Origin of the sequence: Granulicatella adiacens ATCC 49175 (genome assembly GCF_025150565.1) — a bacterium.
In the GTDB taxonomy this organism is placed as follows: domain Bacteria; phylum Bacillota; class Bacilli; order Lactobacillales; family Aerococcaceae; genus Granulicatella; species Granulicatella adiacens.
On sequence record NZ_CP102283.1, the window covers coordinates 777,077 to 800,119 of the forward strand.

At 36.1% G+C, this 23,043-nt stretch carries 22 protein-coding genes; 16 read left to right on the plus strand and 6 right to left on the minus strand.

Annotated elements, in window-relative coordinates:
• Positions 1-153 precede the first annotated feature (153 nt).
• Positions 154-477, plus strand: a complete 324-nt coding sequence (locus NQ540_RS03960) for a hypothetical protein (RefSeq protein WP_005605162.1) — start codon at positions 154-156, stop codon at positions 475-477.
• A gap of 231 nt (positions 478-708) precedes the next feature.
• Complete coding sequence (locus NQ540_RS03965; protein WP_005605163.1) at positions 709-1,332, plus strand: DUF4230 domain-containing protein; 624 nt, start codon at positions 709-711, stop codon at positions 1,330-1,332.
• Between the two features lie 68 nt (positions 1,333-1,400).
• On the opposite strand, the gene NQ540_RS03970 is transcribed toward NQ540_RS03965, so the two are convergent.
• Both NQ540_RS03970 and gloA read right to left on the minus strand, forming a co-directional pair.
• Positions 1,401-2,267, minus strand: coding sequence for a zinc ribbon domain-containing protein (locus tag NQ540_RS03970; RefSeq protein WP_070438742.1), 867 nt, complete (start codon positions 2,265-2,267; stop codon positions 1,401-1,403).
• A gap of 267 nt (positions 2,268-2,534) precedes the next feature.
• On the minus strand, positions 2,535-2,912 hold the full coding sequence (gene gloA, locus NQ540_RS03975) for a lactoylglutathione lyase (protein WP_005605167.1): 378 nt from the start codon (positions 2,910-2,912) through the stop codon (positions 2,535-2,537).
• 171 nt (positions 2,913-3,083) lie between these two features.
• Here gloA and NQ540_RS03980 point away from each other — a divergent pair, with 171 nt between their 5' ends.
• The 4 genes from NQ540_RS03980 (at position 3,084) to pepF (ending at position 8,581) form a co-directional block, all read left to right on the plus strand.
• On the plus strand, positions 3,084-4,460 hold the full coding sequence (locus NQ540_RS03980) for an aspartate kinase (protein WP_005605176.1): 1,377 nt from the start codon (positions 3,084-3,086) through the stop codon (positions 4,458-4,460).
• 129 nt (positions 4,461-4,589) lie between these two features.
• A complete protein-coding gene (locus tag NQ540_RS03985; RefSeq protein WP_005605178.1) occupies positions 4,590-5,969 on the plus strand; it encodes a TrkH family potassium uptake protein in 1,380 nt (459 codons plus the stop codon).
• Positions 5,970-5,981: 12 nt separating this feature from the next.
• Positions 5,982-6,647: a potassium channel family protein gene (locus NQ540_RS03990; protein ID WP_005605179.1), complete on the plus strand. Its 666-nt coding sequence runs from the start codon at positions 5,982-5,984 to the stop codon at positions 6,645-6,647.
• A gap of 131 nt (positions 6,648-6,778) precedes the next feature.
• Positions 6,779-8,581 carry an oligoendopeptidase F gene (gene pepF, locus NQ540_RS03995; protein ID WP_005605180.1) on the plus strand — a complete coding sequence of 601 codons (1,803 nt, stop codon included), beginning with the start codon at positions 6,779-6,781 and terminating at the stop codon, positions 8,579-8,581.
• Positions 8,582-8,722: 141 nt separating this feature from the next.
• On the opposite strand, the gene NQ540_RS04000 is transcribed toward pepF, so the two are convergent.
• Together NQ540_RS04000 and NQ540_RS04005 are read right to left on the minus strand one after the other, a co-directional pair.
• The gene (locus tag NQ540_RS04000; protein WP_223429387.1) at positions 8,723-9,361 is read right to left on the minus strand and encodes a DsbA family protein; all 639 of its coding nucleotides are present in this window, start codon (positions 9,359-9,361) and stop codon (positions 8,723-8,725) included.
• Between the two features lie 163 nt (positions 9,362-9,524).
• Positions 9,525-10,109 (minus strand): CYTH domain-containing protein, encoded by a 585-nt coding sequence (locus tag NQ540_RS04005; RefSeq protein ID WP_005605191.1) that lies wholly within the window; start codon positions 10,107-10,109, stop codon positions 9,525-9,527.
• Positions 10,110-10,241: 132 nt separating this feature from the next.
• Between NQ540_RS04005 and NQ540_RS04010 the strand changes: the two genes are divergently transcribed.
• The 7 genes from NQ540_RS04010 to NQ540_RS04040 all read left to right on the plus strand — a co-directional run bounded on the left by NQ540_RS04010 (position 10,242) and on the right by NQ540_RS04040 (position 18,085).
• Entirely contained in the window at positions 10,242-10,910 is a 669-nt protein-coding gene (locus tag NQ540_RS04010; RefSeq protein WP_005605192.1) for a GTP pyrophosphokinase, read from the plus strand.
• 3 nt (positions 10,911-10,913) lie between these two features.
• A complete protein-coding gene (locus NQ540_RS04015) occupies positions 10,914-11,741 on the plus strand; it encodes an NAD kinase (RefSeq protein ID WP_005605193.1) in 828 nt (275 codons plus the stop codon).
• Entirely contained in the window at positions 11,738-12,631 is an 894-nt protein-coding gene (locus NQ540_RS04020) for an RluA family pseudouridine synthase (RefSeq protein WP_211204703.1), read from the plus strand. Before NQ540_RS04015 ends, NQ540_RS04020 begins: the two co-directional genes overlap by 4 nt.
• Positions 12,632-12,648: 17 nt before the next feature.
• Positions 12,649-14,016 carry a magnesium transporter gene (gene mgtE / locus NQ540_RS04025; RefSeq protein ID WP_005605195.1) on the plus strand — a complete coding sequence of 456 codons (1,368 nt, stop codon included), beginning with the start codon at positions 12,649-12,651 and terminating at the stop codon, positions 14,014-14,016.
• Between the two features lie 121 nt (positions 14,017-14,137).
• Positions 14,138-14,614, plus strand: a complete 477-nt coding sequence (locus NQ540_RS04030) for a MarR family winged helix-turn-helix transcriptional regulator (protein WP_169304261.1) — start codon at positions 14,138-14,140, stop codon at positions 14,612-14,614.
• 8 nt (positions 14,615-14,622) lie between these two features.
• Entirely contained in the window at positions 14,623-16,347 is a 1,725-nt protein-coding gene (locus NQ540_RS04035) for an ABC transporter ATP-binding protein (protein ID WP_223429375.1), read from the plus strand.
• A complete protein-coding gene (locus NQ540_RS04040; RefSeq protein ID WP_005605198.1) occupies positions 16,340-18,085 on the plus strand; it encodes an ABC transporter ATP-binding protein in 1,746 nt (581 codons plus the stop codon). Before NQ540_RS04035 ends, NQ540_RS04040 begins: the two co-directional genes overlap by 8 nt.
• Positions 18,086-18,676: 591 nt before the next feature.
• On the opposite strand, the gene NQ540_RS04045 is transcribed toward NQ540_RS04040, so the two are convergent.
• Positions 18,677-19,486 (minus strand): Cof-type HAD-IIB family hydrolase, encoded by an 810-nt coding sequence (locus NQ540_RS04045; RefSeq protein WP_005605200.1) that lies wholly within the window; start codon positions 19,484-19,486, stop codon positions 18,677-18,679.
• A gap of 118 nt (positions 19,487-19,604) precedes the next feature.
• Between NQ540_RS04045 and NQ540_RS04050 the strand changes: the two genes are divergently transcribed.
• Entirely contained in the window at positions 19,605-20,366 is a 762-nt protein-coding gene (locus tag NQ540_RS04050; protein WP_005605202.1) for a prolyl oligopeptidase family serine peptidase, read from the plus strand.
• 11 nt (positions 20,367-20,377) lie between these two features.
• A complete protein-coding gene (locus NQ540_RS04055) occupies positions 20,378-20,707 on the plus strand; it encodes a metal-sulfur cluster assembly factor (protein WP_005605203.1) in 330 nt (109 codons plus the stop codon).
• Between the two features lie 334 nt (positions 20,708-21,041).
• Here the strand turns inward: NQ540_RS04055 and NQ540_RS04060 are convergent, their stop codons facing one another.
• Positions 21,042-21,347 (minus strand): hypothetical protein, encoded by a 306-nt coding sequence (locus tag NQ540_RS04060; protein WP_005605205.1) that lies wholly within the window; start codon positions 21,345-21,347, stop codon positions 21,042-21,044.
• A 131-nt stretch (positions 21,348-21,478) separates the two neighbouring features.
• Between NQ540_RS04060 and NQ540_RS04065 the strand changes: the two genes are divergently transcribed.
• Positions 21,479-22,819, plus strand: a complete 1,341-nt coding sequence (locus tag NQ540_RS04065) for an MATE family efflux transporter (RefSeq protein ID WP_005605206.1) — start codon at positions 21,479-21,481, stop codon at positions 22,817-22,819.
• The last annotated feature ends 224 nt before the right edge of the window (positions 22,820-23,043 follow it).

Sequence of the window (23,043 nt, forward strand, 5' to 3'; positions counted from 1 at the left end):
ACAGCTGTAAGTTCTTAGAATCCCCCTCTTTAGGTTCTTGGAAGGCTGTTTTTTGCTTTTCTTCTATATCACAATAAGGTCTTCACAATAAAAAAATAAATTAATGTTATAATTTTTTAAGAAGATAGCTCTTGTAAAAAGGAGGAGAGTGCAATGAAAGAATGGATAAAAAAGTATACCGTGTATATTGTTATTGCTATGATGTATTATTGCATTCCATTATATTTAGTGAAAGATACAGGAAGTGGTATCTTTCTACTATTGATGGTCATCCCTATATTTGTATTCCTTATTTCACTAGTCTTCGCTATAAAGAACGGATTTAGATGGTATTTTTCGATTGTTCTTGGACTCTTATGGATTCCGAATCTCTTTTTACTAAATGATTCTGCTACTATTTATATTTTGATGTATTCAGGTATCAGTTTTATAGGACAATTTGTTGGAATTGTATTAAAAAATAAAGTTAAAAAATAGATCTGGCTATCTCTGGTTATTCTTTTCTGTTTGTAATTTAAAATAAGATAAGATACTGCAAACCAATATCATGCTTTACATGCTCCCTTTAACACGAATATTCTAATAAGTGAAAAATAATGAATGAATTTGAGGTAAATAATAAAAAGGTGAGAAATTTTGTTGAATATACCTTTTGGATATGTTATATTTACCACAAATATGGGATAAATTTAAAGGAGTTTGTGGGATATGGAAGATAAATTTAAATTGGAATGGAAAGGTTTTTTTAAGACGTTAGTACCATTATGGTGGTTAGCAGGATTATTATGTGTAATCTTAGTTTCATATGTATGGGGGCTTACTAGTCAGAAACCTGAAACTCCAAAATCCTCGATTTCAATCGAGTATTTAGAAAAAGTGAATGAAGTTGTATTTTTGAATGCGGGAGTTAAAGATATTATTACTGAGACTAAATCAACACAAGTTTTTGGTTTTGATGTACCATTTTCAAAAAAGACAGCATTAGTAATTTTAAATTATAAAGCAAAATTTGGAATAAAAAAACCTGTGAAAATAGAAAAAATAGGTGAGAATGAATTTAAGATTATTGTTCCTAAATTTGAAGTGATAGGTGTAGAACTTTCGAAAGATAATCCTTATGATTTATATGATAGCCATGGAGAATTGTTGAGTGGAACGACAGAGGATGTTGATACAGGAAAACTTGTAACTAATCAATTAGCTAGTGAAAAACAAGAAGAATATTTAGAAAAATATAAAGATGATATTAAAGAATCTGCGATCAATTATTATAAAACATTAGTTTCCTCTATGTTTGAAGACCCTAAATTGACTGTAGAATTTTCAGAATAACACTTTCGCATGGAATTTTAGAAATAAATAACCCTGACCAGAGATGGTCAGGGTTTTCCTTTTGCATTTTAGAATAAGATTAAGAGTAGGCTGATGGTGATAATTAATTGTACCACTAAACCGATGAGTGATAAGTATACTGGATCGATGGAGGATTCTGTTGCGCTTTTAAAAATAGATGAGGCTAGTGTCACAATATAAAGTAAAATATGCGCAAAGAATACAATTAAGATTCCAACGAAAAACCACACTGGAGAAATAAAAGTCATAACAGTTGCAATGGCTAATAATAGAATTGCTAAGACATTCATTCCTTCATATTGAGTTAACCAGTAGTTAAAGACATGTTGACGTTTTTGGAAAACATGTTTTAGCCCATATGAAATAGTAGGGAATCCAAGGTAGAAGAATAAGTAAAATACCAGGAATCTAACAAACATCCAAATATAATTGGGGGTACTTGTTAAGCTTGGTAAGATTGAAATATCAGCGAATAATTGATACTGGGTAAATAAAGTGTGAATGACATGAGTTGTAATGAATGCAGACATTACAGTCGCTAAAATAATTAACGCGTACCCATAAGTACGACTATATTGACGTTTCCGCGAATATTGATTCGTTGGGTGAAGCAAACGTTCTCCAAAGAAAGTAAAGAATCGTTTGAATTTATTCCACGCACCTGCATATGCAAAACGGTTATTCTTTACTCGGTTTTCTTGTGAACTACGGTTATCTTCTTCTGGAATTTTCGTTTCAACTTTTGTAGTGAATGAAGCAGTAGGTTCATTATTTTCATCTAATAAGTCTGTTTGAACTCCATCATTTGGCTCAATGGCAGTAGGAGCAGAAAGTTCATCTTGAACGGTGCCGCAATAAGGGCAGAGTGTTTCTTTTTCGTCAATCATTTCATGACAGAATGGACATTGTTTCATGAAGTTTCCTCTTTCCATATGTATTACTAAATTTCATTGCTATTGTATCATAATTTTACTATAAAAAAAGACTAGGAACTCCTAGTCTTAGCGTGGCATCTTTTCAGATGAGTAGGTCGTGTTCACATCACGAACTACAAACAGCTACATCCGGTAGTGTGCCTAAGCACGCCTGTTCCACATAACTCGCAGTCTCTTATGTACTGCGTGTCGCCTCATCGCATAGAATACATTATAGCAGAGGGAGTGTGGAATGTCATGTATGAACTATTTTTCGCGGATAACTTCGATTTTGTATCCATCTAGGTCTTTCACGAAATAGTAGTTTGCTGGATGTCCTGGTAATCCTTTTAATTCTGTAACGTCATAGCCTTTAGCAACGTGTTCAGCGTGAAGAGCTTCTAAGTCTTTAGCACTGATGGCGATATGACCATATCCGTCACCGATTTCGTATGGGCCGTGGCCATAGTTATATGTTAATTCTAATTCATAGTCATCTCCTTCAAAAGCGAGATAAGCGATTGTGAATTTGTGTTCTGGGAAGTCTTTTCTTCTTGTTTCTTTAAAACCAAATGCTTCTTCGTAGAATCGAATGCTTTCTTCTAGATTTTCAACACGGACACAAGTATGCAACATTTTTGACATGGTGTGACCTCCTTTATTTATTTTATTTAAGACTAACAAACTCGAATGATAAATACAAGTTTTCAAGACTGTTTCTATTTCAAAGACAAATGTATATAATTAGTGGAAATTCGTTGCGTTCCATTCATTAATTTGGTAGTCTAGGTACATTGAAAAATAAGGAAGTGTCATATGAAAGTAATCAAATTTGGTGGGAGCTCTTTAGCAAATGCCACACAATTAAGAAAGGTCTTTAATATTGTAAAATCCGATTCAAGTCGTAAAATTGTAGTGGTTTCAGCACCAGGAAAACGGTCTTCTGATGATGAAAAAGTAACAGATCTTCTTATCCAATTAGCAACTTCTCATATTGAAGGGAATTATGATGAAGAAGTATTAAAGAAAATCTTAGTCCGTTATAAAGAAATCAGCGATGAGTTGGAATTAAAACCAGAAGTGTTTGAACTCGTTCGAATTCATTTTAAAAACTTAAAAGAAAGAAACGATCTATCCTCTGAATATTTAATGGATGCTTATAAAGCAAGTGGGGAAGACTTAAATGCTCGCCTCATCGCGTCCTACTTTAACCAAGAAGGTCTTGCTGCTAAATATGTTGGACCTAGAGAAGCCAAACTATGGGTGAGTGATACTCCAGGGGAAGCTCGCGTTTTGGAAGAAAGCTATCATGAATTAGAGTACTTACAATTAACAAATGAAGTGATTGTTTTCCCAGGATTCTATGGAGTTACAAAAGAAGGAAAAATCGTAACGTTCTCTCGTGGGGGATCAGATATTACTGGGTCAATTTTAGCCAATGCGGTGAACGCTGATGAGTACGAAAACTTCACAGATGTGGATGCGATTTATGTAGCAAGTCCAAAAATTGTTCATAAACCACTCCCTATCGATGTATTATCTTATACAGAAATGCGTGAGTTATCGTACGCTGGTTTTTCAGTATTCCATACAGAAGCACTTCTGCCTTCTATCAAAAAAGGAATCCCAGTGCATGTATGTAATACGAACAATCCTGAAGCAAGTGGAACTTACATTATGAAAGGGAAGGTGACTTCTCCAAATGTTATTTCCGGTATTGCAAGTTCACCAGGTTTCGTAAGTATTTACGTGAAGAAATACTTAATGAACCATGAGATTGGTTTCCTCCGTAAAGTATTGACGATTTTTGAAGAAGAGGGCATATCGATTGAACATATTCCCACAGGCATTGATGATGCGACAATTATCATTCGTGGGGAAGATGCTACTGATGAACAATTAGAGTCTATTGTAGAGCGATTCTATGCTGAATTAGATGTAGACGAAGCAAGCTTTACACGTGGACTTTGCTTGATTATGTTAGTAGGGGAAGGGATGGTCAACATGGTCGGTACTACTGCTCGTGTGGCTTCAACTCTTGCTCGTACTCAAATCAATATTGAATTATATAACCAAGGGGTATCTGAGGTTTCGATGATGTTTGGTATTTTAGACCAATATGAAAAGAAAGCTATCCGCGCGTTGTATGATGAATTTTTCGGTGAAGAAAAAGAATATCAAGTGGTGGAATAATTTTTCCTCTCCATATTAAAATGAAACATTAACGGTTGTAATTAATCAATAGGAAGAGTAGAATATCGAATATATTCTGCTCTTTTTATTTTGAGCGCAGTATTTTTGTTTAGAATAGGAGGGACGAAGATGATTCGTTTCTTATTGAAAGATTCCATTCCAAAAAGGATTGCAGCCAGTTTTGCCATTGTGATTTTGGTTGGATCATTACTACTTAATTTGCCGATTTCGCAAATAGCGACCTCACAAGCTACGTATTTTGACCATTTATTTACTACCGTATCGATGGTGTGTGTAACGGGTCTATTTACGCAACCCGTAGCCGAAACGTATAATGTTTTTGGTCAGATTATTTGTATGATTTTGATGCAAATTGGAGGCTTGGGACTAATGAGTATCATAGCTTTTTTCCTCTATGATTCTGGAAAGAAGATGTCCTTAGTCGATAAACTAGCCCTGCAAGATAGTTTGAATCGAGAAGATGGTCAGGATTTCAAAAAATATTTAACAACGATTTTTAAATATACTTTCGTTATTGAATTGATTGCAGCAGTTATTTTATCTTTTCGTTTCGTTCCTGAACTAGGAACCGGAAAGGGAATCTTCACAGCATTTTTCTTAGCCATCTCCGCTTTTTGTAATGCGGGATTTGATAATTTAGGTTCAAATAGTCTGATTAACTATGCAACGGATCCACTGTTGAATTTAGTCATTGCAGCTCTTATTATTCTTGGCGGGATTGGTTTTTCTGTTTGGTTTGATTTCAAAAACAGTTATTTATCTATGCGAGAATCTACAAAGAGCAAAAAGAAAAAATCATTCTACCGACGATTGCATTATCATACGAAGATAGTTCTTTGGCTAACTGGGATTATTCTCTTAAGCGGAACGGTTTTAACCATGTTGACGGAATGGAATAATCCAAATACGATAGGTAATCTATCATTTTTAGATAAATTGCTTGTCAGCTTCTTCCAAACAGTGACGATGAGAACGGCAGGATTTGCTTCGATTGATTACACAACAGCGCATCCAACTAGCCTTCTTTTATATTCTATTCAAATGCTAATTGGAGGTTCTCCTGGTGGGACTGCTGGTGGAGTGAAGACGACAACTTTCTTAGTAGTTCTCTTGTTTATTCGCTCAGAAGTATATGACGAGCGTATGATTCAATTTAGAAATCATCGTATTTCGCAAGAATTAGCGAGAAAAGCTTTAACGATTTTTATCGTATTTACTACATTAATTCTAACGAGTGTATTCTTACTCAGCTTAACGGATCCAGATGCTCCATTGTTATATACTTTATTTGAAACTATTTCAGCGGTATGTACAGTAGGAGTAACGGCAAATTTAACACCGACGCTCTCTTTTCTTGGAAAAATTGTGATTATGCTGTTGATGTTTATTGGACGTATCGGACCATTAACGGTTCTGTTAAGTTTTTCAAACAGAAAGAAAAAAACACTCGACATGAAGTATGCAAAAGCACCATTAATAATTGGATAGAAAGTAGGAATTATGATGAGAAAAACAGTTGGTATTTTAGGATTAGGCGTATTCGGGATGACCATTGCTAAACAACTAAGTGACTATGATTGCGACATTATTGCTGTGGACCGTGATGAAATTAACGTCAATCGTATTGAATCGCTGGTCACAAAAGCAGTGATTGCTGATGTTACAGATGAAGATGTTTTAAAAGAAATTGGAATCGGTGACTGCGATACAGTTGTGGTTGCTACAGGTTCGAGTTTAGAAGCGAGCATTTTAGCAGTAATGCACTGCAGTCGACTTGGTGTTCCTGAAATTATTGCCAAAGCAAAAAGCCGAACAACAACAGAAATCTTAACGAAGATGGGTGCACAACGTGTGGTAAACCCAGAAAAGGAAACAGGAATTCGTCTCGTAAAGAACATTCTTCACCATAAACTAGCTGAGGTGATTTCTCTTGATGGGAATATCTCGCTTGTAGAATTTTATCCGCCAAAATCATGGGTTGGAAAACAACTAAGAGATTTAGACTTACGTAAAGATTATGATTTGAACTTAATTGGATATCGTGAAGGAAAGGATGAATCGTTGAATACAAAAGTGTTCGCAGATTTTCTCATTCGTGAGGATGTCATTCTTGTAGCGATTATCGGAACGGATAGTTTAGACAAAGCCACTTTCCTTGAAGACTAATTAACGAGATCAGATGAATCAAAAGCGATTCATTTGGTCTCTTTTTCTTTAAAAATGGATTCAAACCCTTTCCAAAGCATCCATTTCATAGTACACTATGACTATCAACTTTTTAGAAAGTAGGGATTATAATGGCCAATAAAAAACCATTAAGACGTGAAGACGTTCCTGTAGAATTAACATGGGACCTTTCCGCAATTTACGAATCAAACGAAGGATTTGAAAAGGATTTAGAATTTGTAAAATCACAAATTCCAGCAGTAGCTGCTGCAAAAGATACAGCACTAAAAGACGGGGAATCATTATTAGCGTTCTTAAATCTTTTAAACGTAGTGGATGATAAGATTGAAACAGCTTATGTTTACTCACATTTAAAAGCAGACCAAGATACTTCAAATAACGAAAATCAAGTTTTAAACCAACGTGCGTTCTCTACATATATTGATTTTTCAGGCGCTTCTGCATGGTTTAGTCCAGCAATCTTAGCATTATCCGATGAAGAGTTCGAAGAATATTTCAAACAAGAACCAGGACTAGAAGACTTCCGTGTATTATTAGAAACAGCGCGTATTAAAAAAGGTCACGTGCTTTCAGATAAAGAAGAAGCTTTATTATCAAAAGCAAGTGAAGTGTTCCAAGGCGCAAGCAAAACGTTCAATTTATTAAATAACGCTGATATCAAGTTTGACGAAATCACAACTGAAGATGGCGAAAAAGTTGAATTGACAAACGGAAACTACTCAGTATATATCGAATCTAAAAACCAAGCTGTTCGTAAGGAAGCATTCGAAACATTATATAAACCATACATCAACTTAAAAAATACATTCGCAAGCACACTTGGTACAGAAGTGAAAGGTCATAACTTCAGCGCTTTAGTCCATAACTATGACTCAGCTCGCCAAGCAGCACTTGCTTCAAACCAAGTTCCGGAAGAAGTGTATGATGCTTTAGTAGAAGTGGTAAACGAAAAATTACCATTACTACACCGTTATATTGCATTACAACAAAAAGCATTAGGCTTAGATGAATTGCATATGTATGACTTATACGTACCAATTACAGGCGACGCTCCAATTAAATATAATTACGAAGAAGCTGCAAAAGCAAGTCGTGAAGCCTTACTACCACTTGGAGAAGAATATGCTGAAATCATGAAAAAAGCTTATGCTGATCGTTGGATCGACGTTGCTGAAAATATCGGTAAACGTAGTGGTGGTTACTCAAGTGGGGCATACTCAACAGCACCATACATCTTGTTGAACTGGCATGATGAATTATCAAACTTCTTCACATTAGTTCACGAGTTAGGACATAGTGCTCACAGCTACTTCACTCGTAATACACAACCAAAACAATACGGAGATTACTCAATCTTCTTAGCAGAAATTGCTTCTACAACAAACGAAAACATCTTAACAGATTACTTGTTGAAGAAACATACAGATAAAGAAGCGCAAAAATATATCTTAAACAACTATTTACACCGCTTCAAATCAACCATTTTCCGTCAAACACAATTTGCGGAATTTGAACATCAAATCCACTTAATGGATCAACAAGGTCAACCATTAACGCAAGAATCTCTTGCAAAAGTATATGGAGAAATCAACGCTAAATACTATGCGAATGTCATCCAAGATGAACAAATTGCATACGAATGGGCTCGTATTCCTCATTTCTACATGAATTACTATGTATTCCAATATGCAACTGGTATGGCTGCAGCAACTGCTTTATCAGATAAGATTTTACATGGGACTCCTGAAGATTTAGAAGCTTACTTAAACTACTTACGTGCAGGACGTAGTGATGCTCCGATCGAAGTCATGAAGAAAGCTGGAGTAGATATGACGAAGAAAGATTACTTATATGATGCATTTGATGTATTTGAAAAACGTCTATCTCAATTAGAAGCTTTAATGAGTGAATAATCTCAAAAATTAATTGGTTCTAAAACACAAAAAGGTTCGTAAGAAATTTTCTTACGGACTTTTTTTGTTTTAAAAGAAATAATGGGAAGCTAATAATTTTTTATAAAAAAAGCCCAACTAGAAACTCTAGTTGGGAGATAATTAATAGCGATTTAAATTCATATTGACCACTTTATCAAATTTTTGAGGTTCATTTGTATGTGTTCCTACTAATTTTTTTGTAGAGTGATACCCTGGTAAAGGCTCACCATTACAAATTTCAGCAATAGTTTCAGCTGTAATGCTACTAGCTAAGAGTAATCCATAAGGCTGATTAGAGTTATCAAAAATAACAAGGGAAGGTGTATGTGTAACATTCATCTCTTGCGCAATTTGAAGATCTCGATCATAGGCTTTTTTTACAGCGGAACTAGATTTATCCTCGTAAAACATCTTTTTATCAATTTCAACTTTATTTAATATTTCTTCTAACAAGTCATCATTGTATTCGCGTTTTTGTTGATGAATTTGTTGTTGTAATTCAATCAGAAATTGATGTCCAAGACGTTTTCCTTGTAATAGTGCAGCTTTGTAAGAGAGGGCTGCATCATAAATCTTCATGTATATATCATTTCGTAAATCTAAATCCGTTACAGGTAATTTTTGGTTTTTCATATATTGATTAACGGTCTGTAAATTATGAAATGTTAAAAAGTGATAATGCACTTTAAATTCAGAATTACGTACAAATTTTAGTAATTCATTTTCACAGCGATAACAGTATGTTCCCAAGGGATTCACGAATAAAAATAATTCGAAAATCTTTTCGTGTGAAGTGTTTTTTGATAGATTTTTTGTTTCGTAGGTACTCAAAATCTGACACCTCTGTTCCTCTAACTTTATTTTTGTAACTTTATTGTAACATAGTTCCTAAAAAATTCAGAATAAAATGCGGTTTTCTCTCTTAGGAGGAGATACTTGAAAGGGCGCGTTTAATTTTACTTTCTTCTTGTTCTCGTTGAATCTGATACTTTTGAAGAATCTGCAAAAAGACTTCTTCTCCCAATGAGAGATTCTGAACTTCCATCTCCATTTCATAGTCCACTTTTCCGTTATAGTAACTTTCATCTAAAACAAGCCATTCGTTATTAGATAAGGGACCTTCAAATCGATGAGTGGTTAATAGAGCAGTTTGTTTGACCTTTTCGATAAAGACTCCGTTACTTTCTAATGCTTCTTTTATGGATAAAGGAAGTGAAAATTGCTTTTGTTCATTGTATTGATGAAGGATTTCAACAGGCATTTCATGAGTGAATTCCAATACTTCTAGACTTGATTGGGGAATTTTTAAAGTGATTTCTCCAATGGCTTTTCCCTCAACAATTCGGATACGTAAAGCCATTTTATGAGATTGGAGGATTCCATCCCAATCATAATAACTATTGGTTTGGGTAATCTCTTTAGTTAAGAGGGGCTTAAAATCCTCTAGTAGCGAATGATATTGACTTTTGGTCAGTAAATTTTTAAATTCTCTTTCTACTTGTAACAATCATATTCCTCCTTCAGCATTCTATTGTATCTCAAAATGAGGGAGAATTGAAAAAAATCGCATTAATTAGTCAAGCTTTTACATAAAATATGGTATGATAGAGAACGGAAATGAAAAAAAGTAGGTGGAAATATGGAAAAGTTGGAAACGCCGCTTGTTGAAGATTGGGAAGCCTTTCTAGCTCCGTATTATCAAGCAATTGAAGAATTAAAAATTAAATTAAAAGGGATACGTCGTCAGTATCGTCAAGAAGGAAGACATGCTCCGATTGAATTTATTACAGGGCGTGTGAAGACTCCTGAGAGTATTCTAGAAAAGATGCAAGTTCGTAATATTCCTAGAGAAGAATTTCTCGAAGGCGTACAAGATATTGCTGGACTTCGTATTATGTGTCAATTCGTTGATGATATTTATGAAGTCGTTCGTCTAATTCGTCAAAGAAACGACTTTGAAATCGTGATTGAACGAGATTACATTCAAAATAAAAAAGCGAGTGGATATCGTTCTTACCACCTTGTGTTGGAGTATCCTGTACAACGAATTGAAGGGGAAACGAAGATCTTAGTAGAAATTCAAATTCGTACATTAGCAATGAATTTTTGGGCGACGATTGAACACTCTTTAAACTATAAATATAAAGGAGAATTCCCTGAAGCGATTCATGAACGATTAGAACGTGCAGCGGAAGCAGCCTTCTTACTGGATGAAGAGATGTCTGAAATCAGAGAGGAAATCCAGGAAGCGCAATATATTTTTGCAATTTGTAAGGAAAATCAAAGAAAAAGAAAGAAACGGAGGTAGGTCATGAAAGTCGGTTTATATGGAAATCAATCAGAAAAAACGAAAGAAGTCATGAATGCCTTTAATCATCTTTGCCAACAAGGGGAATTTACTAGAGATGATGAACATCCGGATATTGTGATTACAGTTGGTGGAGACGGAACTCTTTTAGGAGCTTTTCATCATTATCGTAATCAATTAGATCAGATCCGATTTGTTGGGATTCATACTGGGCACCTCGGATTTTATACGGATTGGCGCAATTATGAAGTGGATGAATTAATCGAGTCATTAAAGAAGGACAAAGGAGAGCGTGTCAGCTATCCTTTGCTTGACGTTACTGTGAAGTTAAAAAATGGTGAAACAGCACATTATTCAGCTTTAAATGAGGCAACTTTACGCAAAGTAAACGGTACGTTATTTTGCCAAGTCTTTATAAATGGTGATTTGTTTGAAAACTTCCGTGGAGATGGTCTTTGCATTGCAACCCCAACTGGTTCAACAGGCCTTAGCAAGTCACTTGGTGGAGCAGTCGTGCATCCGCGTGCTGAAGTGATGCAAATGTCAGAGATGGCGTCTATTAATAATCGAGTTTATCGTACACTCAGCTCACCAATGATTTTCGCCAAAGATAATGTATTGACCCTTCGTCCTGAAAGTGAAGAAGGAATGGTCATGGCGATTGATCATTTAACTTATGATGGCAATGAGATTGAAGAGATTCAATTAAAAATTAGTCAAGAACGAATCTCTTTTGCGGCATACCGCCATACTCCATTCTGGGACCGCGTTGAAGATGCATTTATTGGTTCCCGTGAATTGAATTGTAATGGAAGTGAGGAAGTCCGTTGATTTTAACGTGGAATTACCCATACGAGTATCCGATGATGATGCGTTCTTTTCTGCAAGAAATAGGCATTTCAAGAACGTTTCTGGCCCATGTCAAATCTAACGGAGAATTACTCATCAATGGCCGTCATGAGATTGTTTTGAAAACACTCCAACCTGGAGATGTCCTTACAATGGTGATACCACCTTCTGGAGAGCATGAAACGGTCATTCCAAGTGAAGTTCCGATTGACATTTTATATGAAGATGAATATTTACTCATTATTAATAAGCCTGTTGGGACTGCTTCGATTCCTTCAAAGTTACATCCGGACCATTCGATGGCCAATCGAGTGAAAGGGTACTATAAGAGACGTGGGTATGCGGACCAAATTACTCATGTGGTGACACGTCTTGACCGCGATACAACAGGAGTTATGATGTTTGCCAAGCACCGTGTTGTACATGCATGGATGGATCAGGCATTACGAGAAAAAACAATTCAAAAGAAATACTTGGCATTAGTACATGACACTTCAACTCTAGAAGCACACGGATTTATTGATGCCCCTATTGGTCGTCATGAAGGGTCGATTATTAATCGTTGTGTATCAGAAGATGGAAAACCATCCTTAACCGAGTACTGGAAGAAAGAAACCCTTGTTGGAGCAGAACTTGTTGAGATTTTATTACACACTGGACGCACACATCAAATTCGTGTTCATTTCTCATGGATTGGGGCACCGCTTGTGGCGGATGATTTGTATGGCGGTGTTAAAGATGAGTTTTTAGACCGACAAGCTCTGCATTGTCACTCACTTACATTTATTCATCCGATGACGAAAAAAGAACTGATAATAGAAGCTCCACTCCCTAAGGATATGAGTCAGTGGATTGAAGCGCATAAGAAGTAAAGAGAGGAGAATCACCATTGAGAGAAATCGTTTATGAATTTGATGATATTTTAGAACAAATTCAACATACTTTAGCAACAGAAGATAAGCAGCAATTCAGAGAAATCTTCTTTGAAAACCACACTTACGACCAGGCACAAATTTACTTGAGTTTAACCTTGGAAGAGAGAAAGCTGGCTTACCAATACTTAACGCCCGAAGAAATGGCAATGGTGTTCGAACTTTTAGAAGAAGACGTAGAAGATGTGGAAGAGTACTTAAATGAAATGGACGAAGCCTATGCCTCACGAATGCTTGCGGAAATGTATTCCGATAATGCAGTAGACGTGTTGAAGCAAGTGGGGGAAGAAAATGTCCGCACATACTTACGCTTGATGCCACATAAAACGGCAAGTGAACTCCGTCAATTATTGAATTACGAAGATGAAACAGCAGGGGCGATGATGACGACGGAATTTATCGCCGTGCGTGAATCAGATACATTAAAGACAGCGATGGCAACTGTTAAACGTTTTGCTGAAGACGCTGAAACCATCTATTATGTGTATGTGACTGACGATGAAAATCATTTAACTGGGATTCTTACATTGAAAGACTTAATCGTGAAACCAGACGAAAAGCTCGTCAAGGATATCATGATTGACCGTGTCGTAACCGTACACGTCAATGATGCGCAAGAGGAAGTAGCCCAAACGATTAAAGACTACGACTTCCTTGCAATTCCAGTCGTTGACGATACGAATACACTAGTAGGGATTATCACAGTCGATGATGCGTTGGATGTTATCGAAGAAGAAGCGACTAGCGACTATTCAGGTCTTGCTGGGGTAAACGTTGATGAAGCTCACCAAGGCGTGTGGGCAGGAATTGTCAACCGACTGCCAGGGATTATGACCCTTCTCATCATGGGAACCGTTACGGCATTCCTTTTCAGACATTATGAGCCACTGATTCAACAAGCAAGTATTTTTGCCATCTTCATCACCTTAATTACTGGTACTGCCGGAAATACAGGGACACAATCACTTGCGGTTGCAATCCGTAAGATTGGTCTTCATGAAGAAGAGCAGTCATTCTGGAAAGTACTTGTCCAAGAAGGGACAACCGGTCTTGGGATTGGGTTGATTTCTGGAGTAGTGGTATTTGGTATTGTGAGTCTATGGCAAGGAAATCTCGTTCTTGGAGGCATTATCGGCTTTGCGATGTTCGCGTCGATTTTCGTAGCCGCATTGACAGGGACTTGTATTCCATTCGCGTTGGAGAAATTCAATTTTGATCCTTCGATTGCCAGTGGACCATTTATCACAACCGTGAACGACTTGACGACTGTGCTTGTTTACTTCACGATTGTCAGCCAATTTATTTCGGTGTATTTAGCTAAATAGAAACGATATAGTATATAGGCATTTGTTTATATACTATATTTTTTTGATTAAAATAAATAGGTTGACTACCTATTTATGCTGTGTTAAGTTAGAGTATGTAATTGAAAGAAAGGAGATAATGATGGATTCAAAAGCTTTATCAGATGAAATTATTCATCTTTTTACAAGAATGAATAAAATTAAATTTTTTAGAAATATTGCACCGAATTTAACACCTTCTGAAACAGATGTGCTGATGTTATTGTTTTGTCATCTTGAAGAGACTGGAGAAGAATTAACCGTAAAGGACATTAGTAGTTTTTTTGAGATTAAAACTTCTACGACAATTCAGTTTGTTAATTCTTTAGAAAAATACAACTATATTAAACGGAAAAGTGATCCTAAAGATAAAAGAATTACTTTAGTTTCGCTTACTAATTACGGAAAAAAGGTTGCAGAAATTGTTGACAAAAATAAACAAGAAGTCATGCGCCAAATTATTCTTTCTGAGGATGTTCAGGAAATCAATAATTCTTTTGCGTTATTAAACCGCATCTTGAATACAATTGATGCCATTCCGATACAAACAATTTCAATAAGAGAGGATATGAATCAATGAGGAAAATTTTGGAACATATCAAGCGATATCGTGGAACGATTTTCACGATTATAATCTTGACCGTTTTACAAGTAGGTTCAACTTTATTAACGCCTACCATTTTAGCTTCTTTAGTTTCAAATGGAATTTTGAAACAAGACCAAGCGACGATTATACAACAAGGAGGATTGATGTTACTGACAACAACCTTAGATTTGGTACTTTCAGTAACTGTTGTAAGATTTGTTGGTAAATTCTCCGCTGGGTTGGCTCGTGATTTACGACTCAGCATGTTTAACAAAATTCAGCGATTTTCAACACAAGACTTCCAAAAATTTGGTACGTCTTCTTATATCAATCGTACAACGCGAGATATACAAAGCTTGTCTCAAACGATTGGTTTTTCAATGAATTTAATTTTAATGGCACCTCTAATGTTTATTGGGTCTATTGTTTTATCCATGAGAATGAATTTTGAACTTTCTCTTGTTTTATTAGGCTCCATTCCATTTTTAGGAATTGCGATCGTTTTGATGATTATTTCTGTTTCAAAAGGGTTTACGATTCTTCGACAAACAACAGACCGATTAACACAAATTATTCGAGATACATTAACAGGGATTCGTGTGATTAGAGCATTCAATAAGAGTGAGTATGAATTGAAGCGATACGATGAAGTCAATGAAGGCTATCGTAAACTGCTTTTTGATTTAAACGTGAAATTCAGTCTTATTACTCCTATTATGATGATTACCATTAACTTTGCTAATTTAGCCGTTGTTCTTGTTGGGGCAAATCTTGTACAAGGCCTACAACTAGATATCGGATCATTGATGGCGGTTATTCAATATTCTGCTTTAGTACTTGTTTCATTATTAATGTTGGCATTTATATTTGTAATGGTTCCTCAAGGCTTAGTAGCAGCTCGCAGAATCAATGAAGTTTTAGATCAAGAAAATATTCAAAAATTTGTTGAAACAGAGCGTGGTCTAGAAAAGATTGAAACAGTAGAATTCAATAATGTTTCTTTTAAATACGAAGGTGCAGAAAAAGAAATGTTAAAAGATGTGAATTTTACGGCGAAGACTGGAGAAAAAATAGCGATTATTGGATCTACCGGTGCTGGTAAATCAACCTTAATGAATTTATTATTACGCTTCTTAGATACCAGTTCAGGAGAGCTCTTATATAATGGAGTGAATATTCAAGACTATGCTGAAAAAGAATTACGCCAGCAAATTGCATTTGTTCCTCAGAACCGCATGCTGTTTTCAGGAACGATTCGTGAGAATCTAAAATTTGGTAACGAAAATGCAACTGATGAAGAAATGATTGAAGCGTTGAAATTAGCAGAAGCCTGGGAATTCGTTTCGAGTTTAGAAGACGGTTTGGATGCACATGTTGAGCAAAAAGGAGATAATTTCTCTGGTGGTCAAAAACAACGGTTGTCGATTGCGAGAGCATTAGTGAAAAAAGCTTCCGTTCATATTTATGACGATAGTTTTTCAGCACTTGATGCAAAAACAGAAGCGAGACTTCGTAATAATCTTAAAAAGATAAATGAAGATTCGATTGTTTTTGTTGTAGCTCAACGAATTACTTCTGTTACTGATGCGACTCGAATCATTGTGTTAAATGAAGGTGAAGTTGTCGGTATCGGAACACATGATGAATTAAAAGTCTCAAATCAAATCTATCAAGAAATTATGAATTCACAATCAAGTTTAGAAGAATTGGAGGATACTAATGAATAAGACCGTTTTAAAAAGATTCTTAGGATATTTAAAACCGTACCGTTTTGTTGTCATTATGGTTTTAATTGTATCCTTCATTTCAGTTGTGTTAGATGTGCAATTACCTAAAATTTTAGGGAATGCGACAACTTTAATTAGTAATAGCTTTATTGAGTCTAACTATACTTCTGTAGATATTGCTGGAGTATTCGAAATAGGGAAGCTATTAGCGATTTTATATGTATTAGCTGCTGGGCTAAACTTCTTAGGAAAATATTTTATGTCGCGAGTTTCTAGTGATATCATTTATCGTCTTCAAAAAGAAATCGATGAGAAGTTTACGAGATTACCAGTGCGTTATTTTGATGAGCAATCACGAGGAGATTTATTAAGTCGTGCAACGAATGATATTCAAACCATTGACGATTCGTTTTCACAAGTCTCCGTACAATTTTTTACTACGGTATTAACGTTTATTGGAATCATTATAATGATGTTTACGATTAGTATTCCTCTGGCCATTGTCGGGATTTTAGGGATTCCACTATCGATGTTTGCTATTGGGATGATTGGTAAAAAATCAGCTGCCTCATTTGCAAGCCGTCAGGAAACAACAGGAACGATTAATGGATATATAGAAGAGTATTACGCCGGGCATGATATTGTAAATGCCTTCAATTATGAAGACCGTTCAGAAAAAGCTTTTAGCCAATTAAATGATGAACTTTATGAACATAGTTGGAAAGCTACTTTCTTTGCAGGACTTATGCAACCAATCTCTCGTTTAATCAATAATGTAGTCTATGTTTTTGTTGCAATTATCGGGGGATTTTTAGCTACTGGTGGAATGATTACAATCGGTGGTATTCAAGCGATTCTTCAATATATGCAAAATATTAGTCAGCCGATGGGGGAAGCAGCCAATATGATGGGGCTCACTCAATCGATGCTTGCTGCAGCAGAAAGGATTTTTGAATTACTAGATGCTGAAGAAATGGAAGAAGAAACCGGAAAACCAGCTCTTCCAGAAGTCCATGGGGATGTAACGTTTAAACACGTGAGTTTTGGTTACACACCTGAAGTTCAATTGATGAAAGATTTAAATATCGATGTCAAAGCTGGTGAAACAGTAGCGATTGTTGGGCCTACGGGAGCAGGGAAGACAACCGTCATTAATTTACTGATGCGTTTCTACGATATTACGGGTGGAGCCATTGAAATCGATGGTCATAATATTCAAGACTATACGAAAGAGTCACTTCGTTCGAAAGTAGGAATGGTGTTACAAGATACATGGCTCTTTAAAGGAACGATACGTGAGAATATACGCTATAGTCGTCAAGATGCAACGGATGAAGAAGTAGTAGCTGCTGCCAAACAAGCCTTCGCAGATGATTTTATCCGTAAATTACCAAAAGGTTATGACACTGTGATTACGGAAGAGTCCGATAATATCTCTCAAGGGCAAAAACAATTACTAACGATTGCCCGAGCGATTCTAGCAAGTCCTTCCGTGTTTATCTTAGACGAAGCTACTTCAAACGTAGATACGCGTACAGAAGTGGAGATTCAAAAAGCAATGGATCATATTATGACGAATAAGACATCGTTTGTGATTGCGCACCGGCTCTCAACCATTCGTAACGCAAATAAAATCCTTGTTATGCAAAAAGGAAATGTTGTGGAACAAGGAAGTCATGATGAATTGATTGCCCAAAACGGATTCTATGCAGGATTATACAGAGCCCAGTTTGAATAACAGGATACGAGAAAAGGCGATTAGAAACGAATCACTGGACCGAAACACTGAAAAGAACGTGAAACGTTCTGCGGTGTTTCGGGAAGCGGAACTTCACAGTGCGAAGTTCCGCGTTTCTGACTTTTCGAGTTCAACTACACAGGATGTGAGCAATCGCGCTCAGAAATGGAACGTTGGACCCGAACGACGCAAAGGACTCGGTACGAGTCGTGCGTACGTTTGGGGAAACGCACGCCATTTCTGCGATTGCGAGCTCAACTACGCAGGATGGCAGAAAGACAGAAGACAAGAAAATCCTTCACAGTGCGAGTTTTTTCTGCTTTGTAGTCTTTCGCCCGCATAGTTTATTAGACTTTCTTGAATCACGAGTGATGAAAAGAAAGTCAATAAACCACTGCGTATAACTCTATAAACCAAACAACTTACGTATGCAAAATTTTAGAGTTCTTTGAGCATTAAAGACTGTTTATAAATAACAGAAAACGAAAAAGGATATCCTTTTTGGTTACCTATTACAAATTTATGTCGATTGAGTAATATAACTCGAAAGTTTTGTAGTTTAGTTTGTTTCTAAGCGCGATTTCTTACATCTTATAATTTAAAGTAATCTTGCAAATACTTTGCTAATCCATTTTGATCATTGGTGAATGGAGTAATGGCATTAGCCACATTTTTCAATTCATCAATACCGTTTTTCATCGCAACGCCGTGCCCTGCGTATTGAATCATTTCCATATCATTGTCCTCATCACCAAAGGCAAGAATGTCCTCTTGCTGAATATCATAGTAACGAGAAAGATGTTCAACGGCTTTTGCTTTATGAATTCCGCTTGTAATCACCTCTAGACAAGGGTAACTGCCTCCCCAAGTTCTTACTTCAATGCCGTTATTGTAACGATGTAAAATTTTCTTCTTGATTTCAGATTGTAATTCTAAGTCAGAGAATAACGCTACCGCTGTAGGCTTTTCTTTTAATTTTGTTGTTGGATGAATCAGTAATGGTTTTTGATCTTTTGGATAATAAGGACAATCAGGTAATTCTGCAATATTGGAATACATTAATTCAGTCCCTTCGACCATCAAATAATCCACTGGTAAAGTCTTGTTAAAAGCAACTAAATCTAAAACAAGTTCAGTATCCAATGTGATATGATAGCGTCCATCCCATTCTGGCTTGCTTGGATTATGACAGAGAGCACCATTAAAGTTAACAATAGGGCCTCCCAGATTCAATTGGTTATAAATTTCTTTTGAACTACGATAAGGACGACCGGTAACGATAGCAACTTTATGACCTAGTTTTTGAACGGCATGAAGAGTGTCAATCGTTTCTTGTGTCAGTTCAGAATTTGCATTTAAAGTAGTCCCATCTAAATCGATAGCAATTAATTTTTGGTTCATAAATACTCCTTTCTAATAAAGTTATGTAAATTGGAAACTTGAGATAAAAGTTTCATTTTAGTACAATATCTGTATAAGTGTACCATATTTTCAATAAAATAAGAAGAAAGAGGAAGTTATGATTCAAATTGATTATCGTGAAGTAAAGGGAATCCCTTATGCAGAAGTCGTAGATACAGCTTTAAAAGACCAAGTACTTCCTATTGTTGTGTTCTATCATGGTTGGACAGGTAGTAAAGATCGTGTAGTGACGATTGGGGTTGAACTCGCTAAGCGTGGCATTCGTGCGATTTTACCAGACCAACTGTTACACGGAGACAGAGGTGTGCGTCTAATTGGAGGAGAAATCTGGGAAATCGTTGCCAATAATATTAAAGAACTTCCTATTTTAAAAGAAGAGATGAGACAACGTGGACTCTTAAATGAAGAGAAGTTTGGTGTGTCTGGTTTAAGCATGGGTGGTATTACGACATACGCATTGTTCAATCGCTATCCTGAGATTACAGCTGCTGCCAGTTTGATGGGAAGTGCGGATCCTGCTCGTTTTGCTAAATGGACGATTTCTTCCATTTGGATGACAGGAGCAACGAAGGAACAGTGTGATGCATTAGAAGCGGAAATTGAGAAGAATAAAGCATTCTTAGATGCAATGGCTCTTGCAAAACAACCTGAACATATTAATGGACGTCCATTATTCTTATGGCATGGGACGGCAGATGATAAAGTGCCATATGAATTAAATAAAGAGTTTTATGATAGTATTAAGAATGAACCTTACGCTACAAAGGTAGAATGGCATGAGACACAAGGGGAAGGTCATCGTGTACCTCACCAAGTGTTTGAAGCTGTAGCGGATTTTTTCCAAAAAGTATTTCAATAGGAGAGAAGCAAATGACAGAAGAGAATAAAACTGCAGCAGAAGCAATGCAAGAAAAGATTTTAGAAGCGTTAGAAACAGTCATTGATCCTGAGTTAGGAATTGATATTGTAAACTTAGGATTGATTTACGGAGTGGACTTAAATGAAGAAGGCCATTGTAAAGTGGATATGACCCTTACCACAATGGGATGCCCTTTAGCAGATATTATTACAGATGAAATTCATCGTGCGCTAGCTGAGATTGAAGAAGTGAAGACAATCGATGTGAAACTCGTTTGGTATCCGGCATGGACTCCTGAACGGATGTCACGATACGCAAGAATTGCATTAGGTATTAGATAAAACAAAATCCCCACAGATGTGGGGATTTTTTTTTGCAATAAAATAAATTCTGTCAGATAAATACGTATGGTGAAATTATCATATATGATAATTTTCATGGTGCATTCAAGGGTATGTGCTTTGACTTGAATGCAGGGTGGTTATTGAGTTTCGAGTTTATGTTTAATACCGCATATATTTTATATTGTATTGTCTTATAAATTAATCATTCGATATCATTTCCAATGCCCACACCCAAATCCTTCACACTGTGAAGGATTTTGCACGACTTTTTCAAAGTCCTTTGCGTCATATCAGTCCAGTGATTCAGTCCTGAACGTTCGCCCTCACATCCTTAGTCTTCTCCCGGTCTCATCGGGCGTTTATATTTACTCTTTGATTCTTGTCGGATGATGGTATGTGGGGATTTACGTCCCGCATTTGAGTTTCGAAAGAGCATTTGCATTTTTTCGTCGTCGAAGAGTTCAAGGTTTTGATCGACGAAGTGACTTGCATCAGCTTTCCAATCGGAATGATAGTAATTGAATAATTCAGCCATTGCGATAGTTTTATCGGTGGCACTCCCTTTAAATTCAGGGTCTGTTACTTCTGTTAAGTATTGTTGCATTTTTGCAATTCTATTTTTATCAAAATCTGCCATAACGTTCGCCTCTTTTCATTTATATTTTATCACAGCTCTGTTTTTGAAAAAAGAACTATTTAAATTACTGTTCATTTTTATTTGTTTGCATTATACTAGATAATGCTGTTTTTTAGAAAGGAGAGTGAATTATGGCAAAAGATATGACAAGTGGCAAGCCTATCAAGTTGATTTGGAACTTTACGATTCCGTTATTAATCGGTAATTTATTTCAACAATTATATAACATGGCGGATACATTTATCGTTGGACGAACGATTGGTGTTCATGCATTAGCTTCTGTTGGCTCAACTGGAAGTATTATCTTTCTTATTTTAGGATTTGCAAATGGATTAACGGCAGGATTAGCCATTCCACTTGCGCAAAGATACGGCGCTAAAGATTATTTAGGAGTAAAGCGTAGTTTTTATGTATCCATACTCATTTCTGCCGTGGTTGCTATTCTTCTAACAATTCTCAGTATGGTTTTTTGTCGTCAAATTTTAGAAGTCATGCAAACACCAGCTGAAATTATTGATGGCGCTTATGATTATTTGATGGTCATTTTTGCGGGAATCTTCTCATCTATGGCATTTAACTTACTGTCTAACATTTTCCGTTCTATTGGAGATGCGAAAACGCCATTGTATTTCCTTGTGATTGCTTGCATCATGAATATTATTCTAGATGTTGTTTTTATTGCTGGGTTCGGAATGGGAGTTGAAGGAGCAGGATATGCGACAGTTCTTTCTCAAATTTTTTCTGTTCTCGCATGTATTATTTATATATGGAAGAAAATTCCTATTTTAAGATTGAACTCAAAAGACTTCGTTGCAGAATCTTCGGACGTTAAAGAACATGTTCGTATTTCGTTTCCGATGGCCTTTCAATCCTCCATTATTGCAATAGGGGCCATTATTATTCAAATCACTTTAAATCAATTGGGAGCAACTGCTGTAGCTGCTTATACAGCTGCACAAAAAATTGATCAGGTTGCTATTCTTCCAATGATGTCCTTTGGAGTAACGATGGCAACTTTCGTGGCTCAAAATTATGGAGCAAAAAAATACGATCGTATTTGGAGAGGCGTACGAGACTGCATTAAGTTATCCCTGACTTTTGCCATTTCGGTAGGAATTATTCTCAATCTGTTTAGTCCTATTTTTATTCGTGCTTTTGTCGGCGTTGGACATGAAGAAGTGGTTGAGTTAGGGGCGATTTATTTTATAACGAATGGAACGATGTATAGTCTTTTATCATTGCTCTTTATTTATCGATACACTTTACAAGGGGTAGGAAAGACTTTTACACCTACCGTAGCGGGAATTATGGAATTATTTATGCGTGCGTTTGCAGCCGTAGTACTTTCTAATTTATACGGGTATACGGGAGCAACGATGGCAAACCCATTAGCATGGCTAGGTTCGTTAATTCCACTGATGATCGCATATTATTTATTTAAGAATAAATTTCCAGCAGAGCAGTTTTCTTAATGAGTATATAAAAAATGTTATATCCTAAGTTTCGGGGAATTAATCCCGAAATATATAAATTTATATGAAGAAATTATGATAACATTTATAAAATGTTCTTTTTTATGTTACAATTTAATCGATAGTTAACAATTATTGTGGAAAGGTGATGATTTTTTTCTTATTTGGGGAATGAGAGGTTAGTTGCTCATGTGTTATGTTGGGAAACGCACATAGAAAAAGGA